General features: G+C 68.1%; 25 protein-coding genes. 12 read left to right on the forward strand and 13 right to left on the reverse strand.

All coding sequences use genetic code 11. The features are described from left to right. Positions 1 to 107 precede the first annotated feature (107 nt). From OIE47_RS36270 to OIE47_RS36290, 5 genes are read right to left on the reverse strand one after another with little or no spacing between them, the layout of a single operon-like run. Positions 108 to 1,001 (reverse strand): carbohydrate ABC transporter permease, encoded by an 894-nt coding sequence (locus OIE47_RS36270; protein WP_326559066.1) that lies wholly within the window; start codon positions 999 to 1,001, stop codon positions 108 to 110. Then, positions 998 to 1,924 (reverse strand): carbohydrate ABC transporter permease, encoded by a 927-nt coding sequence (locus tag OIE47_RS36275; protein WP_326559067.1) that lies wholly within the window; start codon positions 1,922 to 1,924, stop codon positions 998 to 1,000. Before OIE47_RS36275 ends, OIE47_RS36270 begins: the two co-directional genes overlap by 4 nt. An 8-nt stretch (positions 1,925 to 1,932) precedes the next feature. After that, entirely contained in the window at positions 1,933 to 3,354 is a 1,422-nt protein-coding gene (ngcE, locus tag OIE47_RS36280) for an N-acetylglucosamine/diacetylchitobiose ABC transporter substrate-binding protein (RefSeq protein WP_326559068.1), read from the reverse strand. 21 nt (positions 3,355 to 3,375) lie between these two features. Next, positions 3,376 to 4,137 carry an SIS domain-containing protein gene (locus tag OIE47_RS36285; RefSeq protein ID WP_326559069.1) on the reverse strand — a complete coding sequence of 254 codons (762 nt, stop codon included), beginning with the start codon at positions 4,135 to 4,137 and terminating at the stop codon, positions 3,376 to 3,378. Beyond that, positions 4,134 to 5,051: a MurR/RpiR family transcriptional regulator gene (locus tag OIE47_RS36290; RefSeq protein WP_326559070.1), complete on the reverse strand. Its 918-nt coding sequence runs from the start codon at positions 5,049 to 5,051 to the stop codon at positions 4,134 to 4,136. Before OIE47_RS36290 ends, OIE47_RS36285 begins: the two co-directional genes overlap by 4 nt. A gap of 128 nt (positions 5,052 to 5,179) precedes the next feature. Here OIE47_RS36290 and OIE47_RS36295 point away from each other — a divergent pair, with 128 nt between their 5' ends. Continuing rightward, positions 5,180 to 6,160 carry an N-acetylglucosamine kinase gene (locus tag OIE47_RS36295; RefSeq protein WP_326559071.1) on the forward strand — a complete coding sequence of 327 codons (981 nt, stop codon included), beginning with the start codon at positions 5,180 to 5,182 and terminating at the stop codon, positions 6,158 to 6,160. A gap of 4 nt (positions 6,161 to 6,164) precedes the next feature. Here the strand turns inward: OIE47_RS36295 and OIE47_RS36300 are convergent, their stop codons facing one another. Continuing rightward, the gene (locus OIE47_RS36300) at positions 6,165 to 6,713 is read right to left on the reverse strand and encodes a gamma carbonic anhydrase family protein (protein ID WP_326559072.1); all 549 of its coding nucleotides are present in this window, start codon (positions 6,711 to 6,713) and stop codon (positions 6,165 to 6,167) included. Positions 6,714 to 6,874: 161 nt separating this feature from the next. On the opposite strand from OIE47_RS36300, the gene OIE47_RS36305 reads away from it, so the two are divergent. Further along, complete coding sequence (locus OIE47_RS36305; protein WP_326559073.1) at positions 6,875 to 7,621, forward strand: MBL fold metallo-hydrolase; 747 nt, start codon at positions 6,875 to 6,877, stop codon at positions 7,619 to 7,621. 103 nt (positions 7,622 to 7,724) lie between these two features. Here the strand turns inward: OIE47_RS36305 and OIE47_RS36310 are convergent, their stop codons facing one another. Beyond that, complete coding sequence (locus OIE47_RS36310) at positions 7,725 to 8,915, reverse strand: amidohydrolase family protein (RefSeq protein WP_326559074.1); 1,191 nt, start codon at positions 8,913 to 8,915, stop codon at positions 7,725 to 7,727. 134 nt (positions 8,916 to 9,049) lie between these two features. Between OIE47_RS36310 and OIE47_RS36315 the strand changes: the two genes are divergently transcribed. Both OIE47_RS36315 and OIE47_RS36320 read left to right on the forward strand, forming a co-directional pair. Beyond that, on the forward strand, positions 9,050 to 9,445 hold the full coding sequence (locus OIE47_RS36315) for an Imm7 family immunity protein (RefSeq protein WP_326559075.1): 396 nt from the start codon (positions 9,050 to 9,052) through the stop codon (positions 9,443 to 9,445). A gap of 40 nt (positions 9,446 to 9,485) precedes the next feature. Next, positions 9,486 to 10,328, forward strand: coding sequence for a class I SAM-dependent methyltransferase (locus OIE47_RS36320; protein ID WP_326559076.1), 843 nt, complete (start codon positions 9,486 to 9,488; stop codon positions 10,326 to 10,328). Positions 10,329 to 10,356: 28 nt separating this feature from the next. Here the strand turns inward: OIE47_RS36320 and OIE47_RS36325 are convergent, their stop codons facing one another. After that, positions 10,357 to 10,722 (reverse strand): tautomerase family protein, encoded by a 366-nt coding sequence (locus OIE47_RS36325; RefSeq protein ID WP_326559077.1) that lies wholly within the window; start codon positions 10,720 to 10,722, stop codon positions 10,357 to 10,359. Between the two features lie 90 nt (positions 10,723 to 10,812). Here OIE47_RS36325 and OIE47_RS36330 point away from each other — a divergent pair, with 90 nt between their 5' ends. After that, positions 10,813 to 11,286: a MarR family winged helix-turn-helix transcriptional regulator gene (locus OIE47_RS36330; protein WP_326559078.1), complete on the forward strand. Its 474-nt coding sequence runs from the start codon at positions 10,813 to 10,815 to the stop codon at positions 11,284 to 11,286. A 75-nt stretch (positions 11,287 to 11,361) separates the two neighbouring features. After that, positions 11,362 to 11,832, forward strand: a complete 471-nt coding sequence (locus OIE47_RS36335) for a GNAT family N-acetyltransferase (RefSeq protein ID WP_326559079.1) — start codon at positions 11,362 to 11,364, stop codon at positions 11,830 to 11,832. Between the two features lie 370 nt (positions 11,833 to 12,202). Here the strand turns inward: OIE47_RS36335 and OIE47_RS36340 are convergent, their stop codons facing one another. After that, a complete protein-coding gene (locus tag OIE47_RS36340; RefSeq protein ID WP_326559080.1) occupies positions 12,203 to 13,141 on the reverse strand; it encodes an alpha/beta fold hydrolase in 939 nt (312 codons plus the stop codon). Between the two features lie 82 nt (positions 13,142 to 13,223). On the opposite strand from OIE47_RS36340, the gene OIE47_RS36345 reads away from it, so the two are divergent. After that, on the forward strand, positions 13,224 to 14,186 hold the full coding sequence (locus OIE47_RS36345) for a helix-turn-helix transcriptional regulator (RefSeq protein ID WP_326559081.1): 963 nt from the start codon (positions 13,224 to 13,226) through the stop codon (positions 14,184 to 14,186). Positions 14,187 to 14,262: 76 nt separating this feature from the next. On the opposite strand, the gene OIE47_RS36350 is transcribed toward OIE47_RS36345, so the two are convergent. Then, positions 14,263 to 14,769, reverse strand: a complete 507-nt coding sequence (locus tag OIE47_RS36350) for a transposase (protein ID WP_326559082.1) — start codon at positions 14,767 to 14,769, stop codon at positions 14,263 to 14,265. Further along, complete coding sequence (locus OIE47_RS36355) at positions 14,766 to 15,098, reverse strand: transposase (RefSeq protein ID WP_326559083.1); 333 nt, start codon at positions 15,096 to 15,098, stop codon at positions 14,766 to 14,768. The genes OIE47_RS36350 and OIE47_RS36355 overlap by 4 nt, the downstream gene beginning before the upstream one ends. A 107-nt stretch (positions 15,099 to 15,205) precedes the next feature. Between OIE47_RS36355 and OIE47_RS36360 the strand changes: the two genes are divergently transcribed. The 3 genes from OIE47_RS36360 (at position 15,206) to OIE47_RS36370 (ending at position 16,827) form a co-directional block, all read left to right on the forward strand. After that, positions 15,206 to 15,607, forward strand: coding sequence for a hypothetical protein (locus OIE47_RS36360; protein WP_326559084.1), 402 nt, complete (start codon positions 15,206 to 15,208; stop codon positions 15,605 to 15,607). A gap of 403 nt (positions 15,608 to 16,010) precedes the next feature. Then, complete coding sequence (locus OIE47_RS36365; protein WP_326559085.1) at positions 16,011 to 16,466, forward strand: hypothetical protein; 456 nt, start codon at positions 16,011 to 16,013, stop codon at positions 16,464 to 16,466. Between the two features lie 82 nt (positions 16,467 to 16,548). Further along, entirely contained in the window at positions 16,549 to 16,827 is a 279-nt protein-coding gene (locus OIE47_RS36370; RefSeq protein ID WP_326559086.1) for a hypothetical protein, read from the forward strand. A 146-nt stretch (positions 16,828 to 16,973) separates the two neighbouring features. Here the strand turns inward: OIE47_RS36370 and OIE47_RS36375 are convergent, their stop codons facing one another. Beyond that, positions 16,974 to 17,321 carry a hypothetical protein gene (locus OIE47_RS36375; protein ID WP_326559087.1) on the reverse strand — a complete coding sequence of 116 codons (348 nt, stop codon included), beginning with the start codon at positions 17,319 to 17,321 and terminating at the stop codon, positions 16,974 to 16,976. A 174-nt stretch (positions 17,322 to 17,495) separates the two neighbouring features. Beyond that, on the reverse strand, positions 17,496 to 17,762 hold the full coding sequence (locus OIE47_RS36380; RefSeq protein ID WP_326559088.1) for a hypothetical protein: 267 nt from the start codon (positions 17,760 to 17,762) through the stop codon (positions 17,496 to 17,498). A gap of 276 nt (positions 17,763 to 18,038) precedes the next feature. Here OIE47_RS36380 and OIE47_RS36385 point away from each other — a divergent pair, with 276 nt between their 5' ends. Then, positions 18,039 to 18,512, forward strand: a complete 474-nt coding sequence (locus OIE47_RS36385; RefSeq protein ID WP_326559089.1) for a DUF2716 domain-containing protein — start codon at positions 18,039 to 18,041, stop codon at positions 18,510 to 18,512. A gap of 244 nt (positions 18,513 to 18,756) precedes the next feature. After that, positions 18,757 to 19,155: a VOC family protein gene (locus OIE47_RS36390; protein WP_326559090.1), complete on the forward strand. Its 399-nt coding sequence runs from the start codon at positions 18,757 to 18,759 to the stop codon at positions 19,153 to 19,155. Positions 19,156 to 19,330 lie beyond the last annotated feature (175 nt).

The raw sequence follows: 19,330 nt of genomic DNA on the forward strand, positions 1-19,330 counted from the left end.
ATCAAAGGATGGGTACGGCCGGACGACGATCGTCGGCCGTGGGGGTGCCGGACGGGAGAGCCGGGCGGGCGTGACCTCACCGCCCCGGCGGTGAGGGGAAGCGGGTGCTACCGCACCGCACCGGCGGTGAGGCCGGAGCGGATCTGACGCTGGAAGAGCACGTAGGCGGCGAGGACCGGCAGCATGGCGATGGTCAGACCGGCGAACAGTCCACTCCAGTCGCTGCGGTAGCCCTGGCTGACCGACAGCGCGGCGAGGCCCTGGGCGAGCACGTACCGGTCGGGGTCGGGGTTGAGTACGAGGGGCAGCAGGTACTGGTTCCACAGCCCGAGAAAGTTGAAGATCCCGATGCTGACCAGCCCCGGCCGGGCCAGTGGCAGCATCACCCGGAAGAACACCCCGGCGTGCGAGCAGCCGTCGATGAAGGCGGCCTCGGCGATCGCCGTGGGCAGCGTACGGAAGAACGAGTGCAGGAAGAACACGGTGAACGGCAGCGCGTACGCGGTGTAGACCAGGATCAGCCCCGGATAGGTGCCGAGCAGCCCGAGTTGCTCGACCACGAAGAAGAGCGGCACCAGGGCGAGGAAGACCGGGAAGAGGATGCCTGCGACGAACAGGTAGTAGAGCAGCCGGTTGCCGGGGAAGGTGTACCGGGCGAGCGCGTACGCCACCAGCGAGCCCAGCAACATGGTCAGTACGAGTGCGGTGCCGACCACGATCGCGCTGTTGACGAAGTAGCTCCCGATCGACGCCTCGGTCCAGGCCCTCGACCAGTTGTCGAACTGCGGCTGCGCCGGCAGGGTCCACGGGCTGGTCAGGATCTCCCGGTCGGTCTTGAGCGAGCTGACCACCGCCCAGAGCAGCGGCACGGTGACCAGCACCGCCCAGCCGACCAGGAACAGGTGGGCTGCGACGTCTCCGGCCCGCCCGGTTCGGGACGCCGGTTTGGGCTGATCGACAGGGGTGACCGGCCGGGCCGGGCGGTCGACGACAGCGGTCATGACAGCTCCACCCGTTCCCGTCGGCTGGCCCGCAACGCGATCACGGCGAACGCGAGGGTCAGGAAGAACAGGGTCACGCCCATGGCGGCGGCGTAACCGAACTTGCCGTACGTGAAAGCACTGCGGTAAAGGCCGAGCCCGATGACCTCGGTGGCACCGTCGGGTCCGCCCGGTCCGGCGGTCATCACCTGCACCACCGCGAACCCGTCGAGGGCCAGTACGCCCAGGTAGACGAAGGCGACCTGGACGTTGTCCCAGAGCAGCGGGACGATGATCCGGCGCAGGGTGGCGAGCCGACCGGCTCCGTCGAGTACGGCGGCCTCCAGCACGTCGCGCGGGATCGACTCCATCGCGGCCGAGAAGAGCACCATGTAGAAGCCGACCGACGACCAGACCAGGACCGCCATCACCGCCCAGAGCGCCAGCGCGGGATCACCGAGCCAGGCGTGGGCCAGCGCGTCCAGGCCGACGGCGCGCAGGAAACCGTTGAGCAGTCCCTCGTTGGGGTGGTAGACGAACTGCCACAGCACCGCGACGATCGGCAGCGAGAGCAACTGCGGGAAGAAGTAGGCGATCTTGTAGAACTCGCCGCCCCGGATCCCGGCGAGTGCCGTGCTGCCGCGCCGGCCGCCGAAGTTGACCAGCGCGGCGAGCAGCAGCCCGAGCAGGATGGTGGCCAACGGTACGACCAGCAGCATCAGCCCGTTGTTGCGCAGTGCCGACAGGAACAGCCGGTCGTCGAGCAGCCGCCGGAAGTTGTCCAGCCCGACGAAGTGCGCCTCGCCGGACACCCCGGTCCAGTCGGTCAGGGACAGATAGAACGCCTGCGCGTACGGGGAGAGCACGAATACCGCGTACAGCAGCAGCCCGGGCAGGATCGCGCCGGCCAGGAACCGGTATTTGCCGTGCCGCATGGCTGCCATGACCGCCCCTACCGGGAGTACTTGGCGACGGTGGTGTCCCTGGCCAGCGCGTCGGCGGCCTGCTGGATCCGGTCGGCCCACTGCGACGGGGTGACCCGTCGGGTGGCCAGCTCACCGGTGGCGTCGTCGACCGCCTTGGCCAGCGGGGCGTACCAGGTGCGGAACCGGTAGGTGAAGGTGTTCGCCCCGGCGGCCTGTACGGCGGACCGGACCGAACCGAGCCCGGTGCTGACGGTCAGCCCGTCGGTGGCCCCGGCGACACTGGGCAGGGTGCTGTTGAGTTCGGCGAACCGGCGGGCGGCCGGCTGGGAGAAGAGGATCCGGAGGAACTCCAGCCCGCCGCGCGGGTTCTTCGCCTTCGCCGGTACCAGGAAGGACTCGCTGCTGGCCGCCTGCAAGGCCCCGTACGGCAGCTTGTCGCCGGCCCCGAGGGTCGGCACGGCCGCCATCACCATGTCGAAGCCGTCCGGGGTGACGCCCTTCTGTTCGGCCTCCAGCCACGACCCGCACGGGATGATCGCCGCCTTGCCCTGGGACCAGGCCGCCTGCGCCTCGGTGTGCGAGAGCGCCTCGGACCCGGACAGGAGGTAGCCCCGCCCGGCCAGTTCGGCGACGGCGGTGGCCGCGTCGAGCAACGGTTGCTGCTTCCACGCGCCGGGCTGGAGGTTGTCGACCGCCTTGACCAGGTCCGGCCCGCCGGCCTTGGCCGCCATGGCGAGCAGCGGGTCGTTCAGGTACTCGGGGTACTTGCCCTGGTAGGTCCAGGGCGCGATACCGGCCTTCTTGATCTCGGCGCAGAGCGCGAGCATGCCCTCCCAGGTGGTCGGGTACGTCCAGCCGTGCCGGTCGAACAGCGGCTTGGAGTACCAGAGGCCCCAGGTGGTGTAGGTGAAGTTGAGCGCGTACACCTTCCCGTCGAGGGTGCCGTCCTCGATCACGCCCGGCAGGAGGGTGTCGCGTACCTTGCGGGCGGGGTCGTGCAGCGACGGTGCGTCGAGCAGCTCGGTCAGGTCGGTGAGCTTCTTCGCGGCGACCAGGGTGGCGAGGTCGAGCCGGCCGGCGCCGGTGTTGTCGACCACGTCCGGCGGGGTGTCGGCGACGAACCGGGGCTGCAACGCCTCGCCGACCTTCTGGATGCCCTTGTGGTCGACAGTGGAGCTGGGAAACCGCTGCTGGTAGAGCGTTTCGGCGTTGATCGCGTACTCGTCGCCGTACCCGCCCTTGAAGATGACCACTTCGAGCGGGGCCTTGTCGGGTGCACCGAGCGGGTTGTCCGCGCTGGTCGGGCCCTTGTTGTCAGCGGAGGGACTCTCGTCGCCGCTGCTGGTCACGCACCCGGTCAGGGCCGGGGCGGCCAGGCCGATGGCGGCGGCCTGTAGGACGGTGCGTCGGTTGGGACGGCGTACGACCGGGGTGGAAGAGGGGTCCATGGTCGGCGGCCTCGCCTTCTGTTAGGCGGTGCGTCGGATACGCCCGGCGTACCGCGCCTCGAGTGCGTTGTTGTGGGTGTCGCCGCCGGGAACGTTCGCCGACAGGTAGATCGGCGGGGTCTGGCCGGCGGCGAGCAGGTGCGCGACGACCTCGGTGACGATCTGCTGGGCGAGCAGCGCTCCGGTGATCGACGAGATGGCTCCGACGGCACCGCCGCCGGGAATGGGCAGGGCGGCATCGCCGTACGGCGCGCCGTTGTCGAGTACGACGTCGGCGATGTCGGCCAGCCGCCGTCCCGAGGGATGCCTCGACTCGACGCGGCTGGTGTGGTCGAGCGAGGTGATCCCGATGAGCCGGTGCCCCCGATCCTTGACCAGGAGGGCGAACTCGACGATGACGCCGTTGACCCCGGAGTTCGAGGTGAGTACGAAAACGTCGTCGGGCTTGACCGGGGCCAGCTCGTACAGCCGGTGGGCCACCGACGGGTCCCGTTCGAGCAGCGGATCGTCGAGTACGGCCCGGTCGGCGCCGCCGTAGAGGACGAGGTCCCGCAGTGCGATCTTGTTGGTGGGTACCAGACCACCGGCCCGTCCGGCGATCTCCATGGAGAGGGCCTCGGAGTGCCCGCAGCCGAACGCCTGCACCACCCCGCCCTGGTCGAGGGCGGTGGTGATCAGGTCGGCCGCGGCCCGTACGCCGTCGGCCTGGGTCCGGGTGACCCGTTCGATCGCCGTGGTGACGGCGGCGAGGTAGGCCGGTGCGCTGATGGTGGTGGTGGTCATGACCCCTCCGTGGTTTTGACGCGTCGACGGGCCGCCCGTTGCGACTCGTCCGGCAGCCGGTGGGCGTCGACGGCGCGTGCCGTGACCTCGAACGCCTCGGTGGTCCGCTGGTACGTCCGCTGCGCGACCGCGACGTAGATCAGGTCGAGCACCAGCAGTTGGGAGTGCAGGGCGGAGAGTGCGGCCAGCCGGAACGTCGTCTCCTGTACGGCGGTCGTCATGACCACGTCGGCGACCTCGGCCAGCGGCGAACGGGGAAACGAGGTGACCGCCACGGTGAGCGCCCCGTGGTCGGCGGCCTCGGACAGGACCTCGATCACCTCGCGGGTACGCCCGCTGTGCGACAGCCCGATCGCGACGTCGCCGGGACCGAGCAGGGCGGCGTTGGTCAGCGCGCTGTGTGCGTCGGCCCGGTGCCAGACCGGGATGCGGATGCGTTCGAGCCGGAAGGCCATCTCCCGGGCCGCGTTGCCGGAGCTGCCGAAGCCGAACAGGTCGACCCGCTGGGCCTGCGCCACGGCGGCGGCGACCCGGTCGACGGCGGCGAGGTCGACCTGACCGGCGGTGTCCTGGATGGCCCGCGCGTCGGCGCTGGCGACGACTTCGAGGAGGTGGTCGAGGGGATCGTCGGGTCCGATCTCCCGGTCGATGTCGGTGTCCCACCGGGCCTGGGCGGCCCGTCCGGTCTCGGTGGCGATGGCGACCCGGAGTTGGGCGTAGCCCCGGTAGCCGAAGACCCGGCAGAACCGGGTGACGGTGGCGGTGGAGGTGCCGGCGCGCTCGGCCAGGTCGATGATCGTCGCCCGGGCGGCCTCCTCCGGGGCGATCAGGATCTGCTCGGCGACCCGCTGCAGGGCGACCGGCAGCGCGCTCAGCTCGGTGCGCACCCGGCCCAGCAGTCCACTCTCCTCCATCAACATTCCTTTCACCGTTACGTGTTGGTGAGAAAAACTATGACCACAGTGGCGCACACGTCAATACCTTTAACTTTTTCGATCCGTACCCTTGTGGTCGACGACCGCCAGCCCGCACCATCGGCAGGGTGACCACTCCCCTCGTCCTCGGCGTCGACGCCGGGGGCACCGCGACCCGCGTGGTCGTCGCGACCCTCGACGGCCGGATCGTGGGCCGGGGCCGGGCCAGCGCCGGCAACCCGATCGCCACCGACCCGGCGGACACCGCCGCCGCACTGGGCACCGCGATCGGATCCGCGCTCGCCGGCCACGACCCGAGCAGGGTCGTGGCCGGGGTGGTCGGGCTGGCCGGGGTGTCGAGATTGGACGATCCAGCGGTCGCCGCCGGATACGCCGGCCACTGGTCCCGAGTCGGGTTGACCTGCCCGATGCGGCCGGTCGGCGACGCCGCGGTGGCGTTCGCGGCCGGCACCCCGGCCGACACCGGCACGGTCCTGATCGCCGGCACCGGCGCGGTGGCCGCCGTGGTGCGGGAGGGCGCCGTGACCCGGACCGCAGACGGCCTCGGGTGGCTGCTCGGCGACGAGGGCTCCGGATACTGGCTCGGCCTGACCGCCCTCCGGGCAACCGCACGAGCGCTCTACCGGGGCGAACGGGTCGAGCCGGGAACCCTGAGCGGGGCCATCTGCGACCGGGTCGGCGTGACGGCGCCGAACGCCTTCGTGACCAGGGTCTACGAACTCGGCCGTGACCAGGTCGCGGAGATGGCACCGGCGGTGACCGACAGCGCCCGGTCCGGGGACCCGGTCGCCGTCGACATCGTGGAGACCGCCGCGCGCCGGCTGGCCGACACCCTGGTGTCGCTGCACCCGGCCCCCGGGCCGGTGGTGCTCGCCGGTGGCGTACTCACCGGGGTGCCGGAGATCCGGGCCGGCGTCCAGCAACGGTTGGCCGCCTGGCTGGGCAGACCCGGCGTGATCGCCGGTGACGGCGCGTCCGGCGCCGCCTGGCTCGCCCTCCGCCAGGCCCTCCCCCGGTACGCCCCCAGCCAGCCGCAGAACCCCGAAGCAGCGGAGCACACCCACTCCAGGCTGCTCGGAAGTACGTGAACCGCTACCCCGCCGGGTCCCGCCTCGCTCTGGCCGACCGCGCGTGCGAGCGGCTGCGCTCGACGTACTGCTCGGCGGTGCGCCGCAGGTCGGCGCGCTCCGGGTCGGTCAACGACCGGCGGACCTTCGCCGGCACTCCGGCGACCAGTGAGCCGGGCGGCACGACCGTTCCCGCCAGCACGACCGCCCCGGCGGCGACCAGCGACCCGGCACCGATCCGGGCACCGTTGAGTACCACCGCGCCCATTCCGACCAGCGCGTTGTCCTCGACCACGCACCCGTGCAGGACTGCCCGGTGGCCGACCGAGACGCCGGTGCCCACGATGGTGGGGAAGCCCGGATCGGCGTGTACCACGCAGCCGTCCTGGATGTTGCTGCCCGCCCCGATGGTGATCTGCTCGGTGTCGCCCCGGAGTACGGAGCCGTACCAGACGCTCGCGTCGGGAGCGAGGTGGACCGAGCCGATCACCGCACTGCCCGGCGCTACCCAGGCGGTCGGATCGATCTCGGGACGCCGGTCGAGGTAGTCGTACACCAACGGCTCACCCGACACGGTTTCCTCCCTGGCCGGTCGCGGCGAGGCACCGCCACCAGGGCGGAATCGTATCGAACCCCGCTGGGCACGCCGCCGACCAGCGGGTCCGACCGTACGCCGGAAGCGCGGCACCCGATCGGCGCAGGAAACGGCATCGCCTCGCTGGCACACTTGCGGACATGGTCGACTGGTTCACTCAGACCGAGGCGGGTAGTGGCGTCATCCGGATCTCGGAACCGCACGTCAACGAACTGTTGTCGGCGAACTTCTGGTGGTTGCGCGGCAACGATCGTGACATCGTGGTCGACGCCGGGCTCGGCGTCGTCGCCTTGCGGGAAGCGATTCCGAGCATGTTCGAACGCGATCCGATGGTCCTGCTCACCCACGCGCACCTGGATCACGTCGGTGGGGCACCTGAGTTCGCCGACCGGGCCGCCCATTCCGCAGAGGCGGGGCTCCTGGCGGCGGGTGTACCCGCGAGCCTGTACGGCGCGGAACTTTACGACAAACTCGGGATCGACGCAGCGGGAGAACCCGTCCCGGAACTCATGATCGATGTCCTGCCCCGTCCCGGCTACGACCCGGCCGCGTACCGCATCGAACCTATGACCCTGAACCGCACGCTCGACGACGGCGACCGAATCGACCTGGGCGGGCGGGTGCTGACCGTGCTGCACCTTCCCGGCCACACACCGGGAAGCATGGCCCTGCTGGAGGAGCGCACCGGGACCCTGTATTCCGGCGACATCATCTACGACGGTGCCCTGATCGACGACCTGCCGAACTCCGACGTGGCTGCCTACCGGCGAAGCATGGAGTTCCTCGCCGACCTCGACGTGTCCGTCGTCCATCCCGGCCACGGGCACAGCTTCGACAGGACACGCCTGCGCCAGTTGGCCGAGACCTACCTGCGCAGGAAAGCGTAGGGCTGCTCCTCCGTCACAGCGTTCGCGATCGCCAGCGGAGTCGCGCTGCCGCTGCGTCCCGCCTCCTCGACACGAGCCGTGCTCGTCCCTCGGGCAGAATCGGTCATCTGCTCACCTGGTCGCCGGCGCGGTACACGCCGGGCGGGCGACGCAGGAGCGTGATGTCGCTCGTCGGGTCGCCGTCCACGATCAGTAGGTCGGCGTCGAATCCGGGGCGGATCCGCCCCTTGCGCTGCCCCAGGCCACACACCTCAGCGCCGACCGAGGTGGCCGCGGCGAGGGCTGCGGTGGCTGGGATGTCGCAGGCGACGTACTCGACGAGCGTCTCCGGCAGGATCCCGTGCGGCTTCGCTGGGCCGAGGCCCGCGTCCGAGCCGGCCACCAGGCGGACCCCGGCCCGGTGCAGGGTCGCGGCGCCGTCGCGCAACGCGGCCTCGCTGAGCCCCGCCCGCGCCGCCATCGCCACCACCTCCGGCGGCGTGACCACGGCCGGGTCGGTGCCGAGCGTGGCACAGACCGCCACCCCGGACGCGGCCAGGCGGTCCGCGATCGCGTCGGGGACGTGGGCGCCGGTCGCGGTCACGCACGTGCAGTGCTCGATGCCGTCGACACCGACGCGCAGCGCCTGCTCGACCGCGCTGAGCGCGTGCGCGTGCGCGGTCACCGGTAGGCCCAGCTCGTGCGCCCGGGTCACCGCGGCGGTCAACTCCTGGTCGGTGAACTGCGGCCGGTTGACGTCGCTGCCGGGGGTGAACACCCCGCCGCTGGCCATGACCTTCACCAGGTCGGCGCCAGCCGCCGCGAGCAGCCGTACGGCCTCACGGATCCCGTCGACGCCGCTCGCCTCACCCCCCATGGACGAGCAGTGTCCGCCGACGCTGGTAACCGGCGCACCCGACCCCACCACCGTCGGCAGGTCGTCGCGTACCTCCCGGTCCCGCCACCGGAGCACGGCGCCGCGCCGGTCGCCCAGGTCCCGTACGGTGGTGACCCCGGCCGCCAGGTGCGCGCGCAGCGACGCCTCGACGACCGCGTCGAGGTCGGTCTCGGGACGCCCGGCGAGCCGGCCGAGCGCGTCGGGCCCGGCATCGGCGCACAGGTGCACGTGCGCGTCGACCAGGCCGGGCAGCACGGTGCCGTCCGGCTCCTCGCGTACGGGCCAGCCCTCCGGCGCCTCGACCCAACCCCGGTGCACGTCGGCGATGCGCTTCCCGTCCAGCAGGATCAGCACCCCGCCGTCCACCAGCCGCTCGCCGTCGAACATCCGCGCCGCCCGGACAGCATGCTTCGCCATCGACCCTCCCCCGTTGCACACAACCGTTCCGGCCAGACTGTCAGCTGACGGCGCTCCGCGCACGGAACCCTGGTCGGCCCGGGCGGATTTCGTCGGTGCACGGTGGCGTGACCGCCTGGTCCTAAACTCCTGCCGTGTTCGAGTACCACGGGTGGATCACGCTTCGCTCGACGGCTGAAGCTGTCGACGACGATCCGCCGCTCCGCTTCGAGGAGATTCAGGACCTGGTGAACGACCTCGCCGGCCATGGGTTGACGGACCTTCGGCCGATCAACGGCGAGTATTACGTCCACCTCGGCGGGTTCCCCAACCACCGCGGCACGCGAGGTTCTGAGGTGATCGATCTGTTCACGAAGGTCGGGCAGCTTGCCCCCGGGTCGTATGGGCTGCTGTACATCCACGACGACGAAGATCCAGAGCACGAGCTGAACTTCCGCGTCTTCCGGCTGGTCCGAGGAACTGTCACGGAACATCCGGACCACCTCCTGTCGCCGGTCATCCCCACCTTGAAAGATGAGTACATCGGCTGACCGCCTCGCGCGGCCGGATGGGTAGACATGATCTTGGTTCATGCGCATGGCTGTCGACCAGGCGCTCGCCGCGAACCGCGCCAACTGGGACGAGCGGGTCCCGTCGCACCTCGTCGCGTACGGGGTGGACGAGTTCGTGACGGATCCCCGGCGACTGACCCCGGTCATGCAGGAGGATCTAGCGCTCCTGGCACCGCACCTGCCCGGCAGCACACCAGCCGGCAGATCGGTCGTTCACCTGCAGTGCCACCTCGGACTGGACACGCTGTCATGGGCGCGGTGCGGCGCGGCGGCAACCGGGATTGACTTCTCTCCGGCCGCCATCGAGGCAGCCCGAGGAATCGGTGATCGCGCCGGCGTACCGGCGCGGTTCATCGTGAGCGATGTCGACAACGCGGCACGGGTGTGCGGCGAGCGGTACGACATCGTGTACACCGGCGTCGGCGCGCTGTGCTGGCTACCCGACCTGGATGCCTGGGCACATACCATCGCCGACCTGTTGCGGCCTGGCGGTGTGTTCTACGTGCGCGATGCGCATCCCATGCTCGCCACGGTGGACCAGGGACGTTCGAGTCGCGAGCTGGTCGTTACGCAGCCGTACTTCGGCACCGGAACTCCGCTGCGCTACGAGGACGGCACCACCTATGCCGACGACCGGGTCCGGCTGAGCAACGCCGTCACCTTCGAATGGCCACACTCCATGTCCGAGATCATCCAGTCTCTGCTCGACGCGGGATTGACCCTGACCTCCCTGGCCGAACACCGGCACATGCCCTGGCAGGCACTGCCCGACATGGTGCGGACCGAACGCGGGTGGGCTCTGCCCGAGCACCGTGAGCGTCTGCCGCTCACCTTCTCGTTGGTCGCGACCAAACCCGCCTGACCGGTACCGCAATGCACAACCGGATCCGCTATGACGTGACGACAACTCCGCCAATCCCGGTGCGCCCGGCCGGCGTGCCTACGAGCTCGACCGTGACACCGGCGCGCACTCGTTCCCCGAAGATGTCGACGATGGCGTCCGTGACGCCGGAGACGAGGCGGGCAACGATCTCGTCGGCGTCGGGTCGACTGAACGCCGCCTCCTTGATGCCGAACATGACGCTGGGCGAGGGTGCCTCTGCCGGCACGCCGCCGATGCCCCATCGGTCGGGCGGCAGGCCGATCAACTTCACCACCGCGATGCTTCGGGCCCACTCCCCGTAGACGGCGACGACCGCGTCGGTCAGTTTCTGAATCAGTGCGGTCTCACGGCCGGCCAGGTCGCTCTCCAGCACGTGGACGCTGAGGTGGGGCATACGATCCTCCGTGGACGGCTTTGACTGCAAATCATCTTTGAGAACAAAGCTATTGGGGGAGGTGGTCGGATGTCAACGCCCGACACCACGGACGACACGGTCAGGGAGTTGCTCCTGGTGATGCCGAGGCTGGTCGGCAGGGTCAAACGTCTGCCGTTGCCGGAACAGCTACGGTCACTAGACCTCGCGCCGAGGCACTTGTCGATGCTGTCCCTGCTCCTGCTCGACGGCCCGCTGAGCGTCTCTCAGCTGGCCGGGATGCTGGGTGTGGCACCGACCACGGTCAGCTTGATCGTGAGCGATCTGAGCCGCAAAGGAGTCTTGGTACGGCGCGAGGCCGACGCCGACCGACGACGCCGCATCATCGACATCAGCCCGGACAGCCGTCCCGCCATCGCCCAATGGCTGTCCCCGGGCGCCCAGGCATGGCGACACGCGCTCGCGCCGCTGAGCCCAGCACAACAACGGATATTCGTCGACACCCTGCTCCGGTACGAGGCTGCCGTGGCAACCCCCACGCAGGCGGCACCAGGGCGCGGTTAGAAGCGCATCGCGTACGGAAGACTCCGAGGTTTGCCCACGATGCGCGACAGATCCCGCTAGCCCCACTGTTTCAACGTGAAGATCACGGTCGTGGTGAGCGGCGATCACCGGGCTGGCGCAGCGCCAGTGGTCGTGTGTGGTGTGGGTGTGTCGGGTGGCCGGGATTACGGTGTCGGGGTGACTCAACGGACTGGTATCGGCGCGTCTGCGGACCTGAATCCTGTGGTGATCGAGCCTGCGGCTGAGGTTGACCTGCCCGGGATCGTGGAGGTCCTCAACTACGTGGCGGCGAACTCGCACGTGTCCTTCGATACCCAGGGCGTCGGTTCCTTGTTGTATCGCGCACTGTTCGAGTGTCTGGCAGACGAGCCGGTTCACGTCTTCCCGGCCGGTATAGCCATGCCCAACGACGCGTCGGTGGCGCTGCATCGAAAGTTCGGCTTCACGGAGGTCGGCACGTTCGGTGAGTACGCCGTCAAGAATGGTCAGTACATCAACTCGCTGTGGATGCAGCGTCTTTCACCAACTGCTGATCAAGCTGGTTGAGCTGGTTGATGGTCCTTGTTCGCTGGGCGTGTGGGCGGGGTGGTGACCCAACAAGGTCGGTTGGGGCTCCTCCAGGTCCCGGTCGAGGCGGTCGGTAAGGCTGCGGGTCAAGTGACCGGTTGGGGTCGGACAAGGACGTGCGGGACTACATCGAACCGACCTGCGCCCCGCCGAGTTCAGACATTGATGTCCTTCTCGATGCCGAGACTGCAGGCGGCGTGATCGCGCCTACCTCTGAGTCCTTGAGAGCACAGCGGCGCACCCTAGCGGGTTGGCGGCTGACGCCACCAACCCGCAGCGCAGGGGCATGACCAGCGACTACGACCCGCGAGCCCTCAGCGGATCGTGAAGCGGATGTCCTGCTGGAATGCTAGGCGGCATCCCGCTGGTCCAGCCACTTCAGAATCGCCTCGGTCGTTTCCTGCGGCATCTCCTGCTGGATCCAATGACCGCAGTCCAGACTGACCACTTCCACATTCGGCACGAATTCCGTCAGTCTTCCAGCCCTCGCGACCGTGTCACGGTCGCCGTAGATCATGAGGGTAGGCTGTCGGATGATCGGGTCCACGTCCGCCAGCAGGCGCCAGTTGCGGTCCAAATTTCGGTACCAGTTGATTCCGCCCGTGAACCCTGTTGATTCGAAGGCGGAGACGAAGACAGCCAGTTCGCTGTCACTCATGACGGGGTCACCGAGGGGGGTTTCCGCTCTAGCGAGGTTAATCAACGCATTGCCCGGCTGAGGCGCTGCGAGGGGCACGTTCTTCCGGTACAGGTTCCGAAGGAACTGGAACGTGTTCTCCCCGAACACGGCGTCGGCGATCCCCGGCTGCCGGTTGAAGTGGACGAAGTAGAAGTCGGCGCCGAGCACGGCCTCCATGACCTCGATCCAGGGCATCTGTCCGCGCTCCTGGTAGGGCACGCTCAGCGCGACCACGCCGTTGACCCGGTTCGGGTGCAGCAAGGTCAGGCCCCAGACGACGAACGCGCCCCAGTCATGGCCGACGAAGGTGGCATCCTCGTAGCCGTAGTGATCGAGGAGGGCGACGAGGTCACCCGACAGGTGCTCGATGTCGTAGTCCGTCACTTCGGCGGGACGGAACGAGTTGCCGTAACCCCGCTGGTTCGGGACGATGACGTGGTAGCCCGCCGCGGCCAGGGCCGGCACTTGATAGCGCCAGGAAAAGGCGTGCTCCGGCCAGCCGTGACAGAGCACGATGGGCCTTCCGGCATTTTCTCGGCCCGCTTCGAAGACTTCGAGTTCCACACCGTTGACCGAAATGAGGGTGGGCTCGGGAAAATCGATTGTCATGCCGGCATCATGCCGACCGATACCGGTCACCTCCTGACCGGTTTTGTGTGGGAGTGTTGCCGACGTGCGAGCTGACCGGTTGATGGCCATCCTCCTCCTGCTGCAACACCGCGAACAGGTGACCGCAGCGGAGGTCGCCCGGGAGTTGGAAATCTCCGAGCGCACCGCCCGCCGCGACCTCGACGCCCTGGGCATGGCCGGCGTGCCCGTGTACTCCATGCAGGGCCGGGGCGGCGGTTGGCGCCTCGTGGGCGGCGCCCGCACCGACCTGTCCGGGTTGACCGCGGGTGAGGCCCGCGCCCTGTTCCTGGTCGCCGGCCCTGCCTCGTCTGTCACGCCAGCCGTGAAAGCGGCGCTGCGCAAGCTCGTCCATGCCCTGCCGGAACCGTTCCGGGTGCAGGCCGAGGCGGCGGCGTCGTCGCTCGTCATGGACCCGCAGCGATGGGGGTCGAGCCGGGTCGAGCCTCGACCGCCTCGCTTCCTCGACGAGCTCCAGGACGCGGTGATCCGCGGCGTCCAGGTCCGGCTCGGCTATGTCGACCGCGAAGGCACCGAAACCGAGCGAACCGTCCACCCGCTGGGCATCGTCGCCAAAGGCCCGTCGTGGTACCTCGTCTCCAGCACTGACGCCGGTCGGCGGACCTTCCGGATCGACCGCGTGTCGTCCGTCACCCCGACCGGCGAACCCGTGCAACGACCCGATGACTTCGACCTTGCCGAGAGCTGGCGCGCGATCGCGGACGAGGTCGAACGCAAGCGAACACCCTTCGAGGCCCGGGCGATGTGCGCGCCCCATGGGATAGGCGTGCTCCGGATGGGGTTCGGCGGTCGGCTCGAGGTGGGAGGTTCCACGACCGACGGCCGCATCGAGGTCGTGATCCGCGGCAACGATGAGTACATACTCGCCGGCGAGCTTGCCGGGCTGTTCGAATGGATCGAGGTGACCGGTCCTCCGGGTGTGCGGGACCATCTGGCCTCGATCGGCAACGCGCTCGTCGAGCGATACGGCTCAGACCGGCACGGACGTCGCACGGCAGAACGATAACCGAGGTCATCAGGTTCCACAGCACCGATGAACTCCGACTGCCCGCACGACACTAAGTGAGTGTTTGCGAGTGGTGTCAGTCGGGCTGGTTGAAGGTGCGTCGTTGCTGTCGCCGGGCTGGGCCTCCTCGGGTGAGTCGGCGGATCATCTGGTTGATCGCGGCCCACCAGATCAGGGCTTCGGACACCGCCGGGTCACGTTCGTAGTCACGGGCCAGGCGCCGGTACGACGTGAGCCACGCCAGGGTCCGCTCGACCACCCACCGCCTCGGATGAACAACGAACCCTTCCTGGTCGACCGGCTTCCGCACGATCTCAAGATGAGTGCGGAGAACGTCGCGGCACCAGCCGACCAGGCGGCCGGCGAAGCCCTGGTCGGCGAACACGAACCGGATCGGCGTGCCAGCATAGGCCGCCAGCAGGGCACCCTTCGCCCCGTCGCGGTCCTGCCACGACGCGGCGAGGACCCACACGCAGACCAGCAGACCGAGGGTGTCGGTCACGACGAACCGCTTCCGGCCGTTGATTTTCTTCCCTTCGTCGTAGCCGCGAGTGTCCCAGCCAACGGTGTCGGCACCTTTCACCGATGGGAGTCGACGATCCCCGCCGACGGATGCGGGTTCCGGCCCTCGACCAGGCGGACCTCCTCCCGTAACAGGTCAAGGACCCGCTCCGTGACGTGGCGTTTCTCCCACTGCTTGAACTGCCAGTACACCGTCTGCCACGGCGGGAAGTCCACCGGCAACTGCCACCACGAACACCCGGACCGCACCATATACAAGATGGCATCGACCACGTCCCGACGCGGATGCTTCGGCACCCGACCAGGCTCCTTGATCAACGGCAGCAACGGCTCGACCAGATCCCACTGGGCATCGGTCAGGTCAGAGTCATACGTCCGCGTCCGCTCCACACAGGAACCTCCAACGAAAATCCACTAACCCGACGGACACGCCGTGCGACGCACTCTCAAACACTCACTCAGGGATCCGCGTTGCGGGTTAGTCGTAAGCTGCGGGCATGACGCCGGGGCGGGCCAGTGGAATGACTACGCCACAGGGCAATTTCCTCCATGCCGTACTGCTCGGCGATCGTGCGTTGGTACGTCGGCTGCAATCGCGGGCGAACCAGGACGCGAGGGCTTTGACCGCAGTGCCAGAGGGCGCGTTCGTCGTGGTGCTCGGCCGGCTGAGTCAGAATCGGTTCGGCCCTGTGGAGATTCGCCGGTTCTCCGAGCGGGTGACGGAGCGTGTCGAATACGACTACGGCGTCACTGCGGATGAGGTGTCGCGGATCATCCACGACGAGCTGGGAGGCGTGGCTACCGGGGATGACGTCCTCCCGGCGCAATCGAATCGCGGTGCGGTCGGCGGTAATCGTTACAGCTGCAAACGAACTCGAGCTCACACCGCGCAAGATTGACGGCATGATCAGCAAGTCAGAGTCGCTCGCGAAGCAGTGGGGTTTCGAACTCACGCCCTTCCGGCCCAGCCTGGTTATGCGCTGGCGCTTCGAGCTTGCGGAGGCCCGATGGTACGGGTCCTCTGGCCGAGACCGATGGAGCGCCGAGCGGATGGGGAGCTTCGTTGCCTGGCTGGGTGGCACCCGAGCGTGAGCGCCGGCCGGGTTCGCCACCCGCCGGAGCGCGCGTACGACGAATCGCGCTTTACCGGCACGCACTCAATTCGGCACGACCGGACGTTCTAGCACCTGAATGTACAACCGCTGACGGTTACCAAAGGGACGGCCGCCCTTGTGCCCACGTGCACGATCGGCGGCAGATCCGGGTACCTGATCCGGTCGGGATGACGAGGAAGATGTTCGTATGCCTGCTGAAGATCTCCGTCCGCTGTTCACGGCGCTTAGCGCAGCCAAGGTTCACGCCGGCCTGACAATGCATGTGGTCGATCAAGTTCCCCGCCTTGCCCTGGACGCGGACACGATCGGGCTGCTCCGTGATGGGCTGGGGTTCTTCGACATGGAGATCCGGTGGGTGGCCCAGCTCGATGACTCCGACGTGCTCCGGCTCTGGCGATCATGGACCGGCTACCAGGTCTATGAAGCTCAGGTCGAAGTCGACCGTTCACGGACTAGGGCGAGCTTCACCTACTTGAAAGTGGAGCAGCACGCGGATCGTTACAGCGGACGTCTGCCAGAGGAATCCAAACTGTTCGAGCGTGTGCTGATCTCGACGGTCAACCACCTCAGATACTTCCGGGCCGGCCACACGCCGTACGGACCATCACCAAACGCCGGACCCGCGCCAGTCCCGTGGCCATGACAGCGGGGCCCGCGTAAGGTTCGTCAGCACCGAACTGGACAGCTCTAGCCGGGCGGTCACGAGCGGATCGCGGCAGAAGAGGATGCTCGCCGAGTACAGTGCACCGGTGATCCCGAACTGCCCTGAATGCGGTGGAGCAGGTGTGCCCCTGCTGTTCGGTCTGCCTGTTCCGGCAGCGGTCGACGCCGCCATGAACGGGAGTCTGGCGCTCGGCGGTTGCCTTCGTCCCGATCCGACACCGCACTGGCAGTGTCCTCAGCAGCATCGATGGAGCGACGCTGACGAGGCCGTCTGGGATGAACAGCTCTGGGCCGCGCTGTCAGCCCATGGATACCACGAGTCAGAGGAGCAGCTCAGCTGATCGGGCTGCCAGAGTGCGCGACATCTCGGCAAGGACCCAACAGTGGACATCGACCTGGTCGTCGAACTGACGCTACGTCACAATCGGCGGCAGACCGGATGGATGCTTGAGGTTCAGGCACGGCGCTCAGTGGCTCCTGGAGTCGCTTATGGTTGTCGTACCTTGTCTGCGGTGCGAGGTCGCGGTACCCCATCGACGGCAGTACAGATCCCGTAGACGCGGGCGTAGCTCGTCCAGCCGTTGACGCGGCCCTGGTTGTTGCTGATCTGCACCCGGCCGGTATCGGTATTGACGGAGGAAACCAGATGTAGGTAGGTCGTTCCCGCGACCCGTACCAGGACGATGTCTCCGACTTCGACCTTGGTCGGGTCGACCGGAGCAACGGTTACCAGTTGACGGCTCCGGATCAGCGGGACCATGGAGGAACCGCTCGGGCGGAACTCGACCACGCGTCCATCAGCAACACGTGCGGCGTGCGCGTCCAGGGCTCCCATCGAGCAGAGCATCGCGCAACGCCGGCCATGGCGCCACCGGATTGTTCCGCGCTGCCCGATCTGACAGGCAGATCGGGGCGCATCGCGCTCGGGTGGATATGGCTGGCCGCGCGCAGCGGCCCGACCACACGGAAGGCGACCTCCGCCGCAGGGGCAGGCACTTCCCTAGGCAGTTCAGGATGTCGACACCACGGGACGCGCAACACCGGGCGTGACGGCTCGTCGTCCGCCTGAGCGCACGACCAGCGGGAAAAGAGTACGGGCGAGTGTCAGCCGCTGCATGATCGGCCGGTGGATATGGAAGCGCAGGTTGATCTGGCCAACCTCACGCCGGTCGAACGAGAACTGCTTCGCCTCGGCGTCAAGGAGTGGGAGCGTACGGGAGGCGACAGGGACGTGGTGGTCCACCTCCTCGGCTACGGCGATCGCCGCGAACTGCACGGAGATGTGCCACGGCTCGCCGGTCTACTCGAACGTCGCGCCCTATGTCGCGTCGTGATTGCCGCCGTCTCCTGCTTGCCACCGAGCTGGCCTTCGCCAGCGAGACGTTGGGCTGGTCACGTGACTGGACGTCCGACACGGGATTCACTGATCGTGACACCACTAGAGTGTTGCGTGGCATCCAGGAGAGGTTGGCCGGCATAGTCCACGGATCCGACGACCGACGACCGCGTGTCCGGGGCCGCATCAGCTCAGCCTACGCGGGAGCCGATCCCCATGGAGACCGATGAGGGGTACTGGACTTCCTTCGACCAGCGTTTCGGCTTCCGACCCGGCATGCGATCCTGGCCCGCGATCAGGGAGCCGCGACCTTCGGTCACCCTCGACCTCGGACCAATTTTCGCCGGCGACCATGTGCAGTTCGCTGCCGGTGCGGACGTGGTCAACAGCCTTGCCTTGGTGGCCCTGGTTCGGGCGCTGGACCGCGAAACCGGCGTAGTGGTGCTGGACTGGCAGCATCAACCGTACAGGTTTTGGCCCCACTTGTTCGCCTGCCAACCAGATCAGCAATGGCTTACACCCGTGTTCCCGAACGGCGACTACTACATCTTCCTCGCCGAGGATATGAGCACTGGCACATTCGGCCATCCATGGGAACAGACACTGTGCGTTTTCGGGGCACCATTGGTGTCCGCCCTCGTGCCGATGCTGGCGAGCTGGCTCCCGGTCAAGCGCAGCAACCGACAGTAGTGTGTCGGCCTACCATTGCCCTGGAGCCAAGGAGCAGTAACGTCCGACGGCCCTCACTTCGGCACGCCCGGACGTCCTTCCAAGTGGGCGTAGCAGCATGGAGGGCTACCGAGGGTGATGGACGCTCTGGCGCGGGACGCGCCCGGTCGGCGGCAGATCAGCGAACCTGGTAGCGTCCGCGATCCGGCGCCGAATGCTCAGGCGTCCTAGGGTAGGACGCCCCGTTCCTTTCAGGGAGACGACCATGTCCGACTCCATCCGGCTCGCCTCGGTCACTCTGGACTGTCTCGACACGGAGCTGATGGCGACCTTCTATGCCGAGATCACCGGTGGCACGGTTACCAATCTGGATGAGCACTGGGCCACGGTCATCTGCCCGACCGGCCGCATGGACTTCCAGCGGGTGGTCGGATACACGCCCCCGATGTGGCCTGACCCCGCATCGTCCGCCCAGGTACACCTTGAGTTCTATGTCGAAGACCGGACTGCCGCGGAATTGCGCGTGTTGAAGGCGGGAGCGACGAAGTACGAGTTCCAGCCCAACAGCGAGCAATGCTACGTGTACGCAGATCCGGCGGGTCACCCGTTTTGTCTCACGACATGGGTTGACATGAGGCCCCAGACGAGCGGGTCAGGCGCATAAGCGGCGAGCTCTTCTCGACAGGTCCGGAAGCCGACCGACACCGGCGGACCTGCACGGAATGTGACGGCTTTCGCCAAAGGGCGACGTGCCTGGTCGGCGGCATGAGCGGATGCCCAGTACCTGGCGTCGGCGACCGCAGGCAACGCGGAACCGCGGGCGCATTCGGCGCCCGGGT

It is taken from the genome of Micromonospora sp. NBC_01796 (assembly GCF_035917455.1).
In the GTDB taxonomy this organism is placed as follows: Bacteria; Actinomycetota; Actinomycetes; order Mycobacteriales; family Micromonosporaceae; genus Micromonospora_G.